Genomic DNA, 1,246 nt, shown 5'->3' with positions numbered 1-1,246 from the left:
TTGTGTTTTTCTTAAATTGTTTTGTATTTTTTTAAATCCAGTGTTGAAACTTAAGGCTACGCCTGAACATAATTTGGAGTAAGTGTAAGCTACTAACATTATTATTAGATATCTAGTAATACTTTTTTGGCTTCTAACTTGATATCCATTTAATCCTAAATTTCTTTTACAATCTCTAAAAAATGGTTCTATTATCCATCTATCGATGTATCGATTTAATATATCTAAAGATGCTAATGATGTATCTAAAGAAATAAATGCTTTCAAGCATCCATCTTCATGAAATGAATCTTTAGGATAACTTAATACTATAGATACTTTTTTCATATCATTTAATTTTCCAACGTAGTTGTAAATATAGTATTCTTTATCTTTGACGGTGACTAAGTCGAAGACTTCCTTATTTAAACTACGAGCATAGCTATTAAGCTTAGTACCTAGTCGTTCACGACCTTTTGGATAGATTACTCTATTTGTTTTTATAGCTCCAATATATGTATATCCAGATTTAGTTGATGCATCGAATAGTTGTTTACAGCTATACCAGCTATCACAAAGAACATACCCTTTTTTTATTGGTTTTGGAAGAGATTTAATTATATTAGAAGCAATTTCTATTTTGCTCATATTATTTTTATCATAAATTTCTATAGAATAAGGTAAAACTAGGCCATCACAAAAAAGTAAAGCAAGTACAATTTGATGTCCATAAACAGTTTTTCTCTTTAAATGGGAATTGTGAAAGAAACACTTTTCAATTGGATTTAAAGCCTTTGACGAGGGCTTAGTTTTCTCTGAAATAGTGTCATCTATAATCACGTATATAGGTTTATCTGTTTGTTTTGCTCTAGACCAAATTAAATCTATTACTTTGTTTTTTAAAGAATTAAATATCAAAGATTCATCCCATGATGAATTAGATAAAAATCTTGTAATACTAGTTCTATGTTTAGATGATAAAAATTTAGAAACATCATTGATTTTACCTGTATAACCACTCATAAACATTGATTTCACTATATTTTGCATATGTTTTATTTGTGGTTTTGTAAGATATAAGTCATATTTTAGTTCTTTTAAAAATTTGTCTAATGTTAATTCATTTGTTATAATTAAGTTCTGAAACATTTATGCAACACCACCTGTTATGTTTTTGTGTAGGAACTTAATTATAACAAGGTTTTGCATAAATGTTTTTTATTTTATTGTAATGGAAAATTATTGAAGTGTTTTTGCACTTTCATAG

The 1,246-nt window shown here is 26.7% G+C and carries 1 protein-coding gene; it reads right to left on the bottom strand.

Translation table 11 applies throughout. From position 1 onward, the window contains the following. On the bottom strand, nt 1-1,128 hold a 1,128-nt coding region (locus BUA77_RS13270), incomplete at its 3' end, for an IS701 family transposase (protein WP_072891082.1). Nucleotides 1,129-1,246: the final 118 nt, after the last annotated feature.

The organism is Tepidibacter formicigenes DSM 15518 (assembly GCF_900142235.1).
GTDB classification, from domain to species: domain Bacteria; phylum Bacillota; class Clostridia; order Peptostreptococcales; family Peptostreptococcaceae; genus Tepidibacter; species Tepidibacter formicigenes.
The sequence above is the reverse complement of the archived record's forward strand: the minus strand, read 5'-3'. Positions and strand labels throughout refer to the sequence as shown.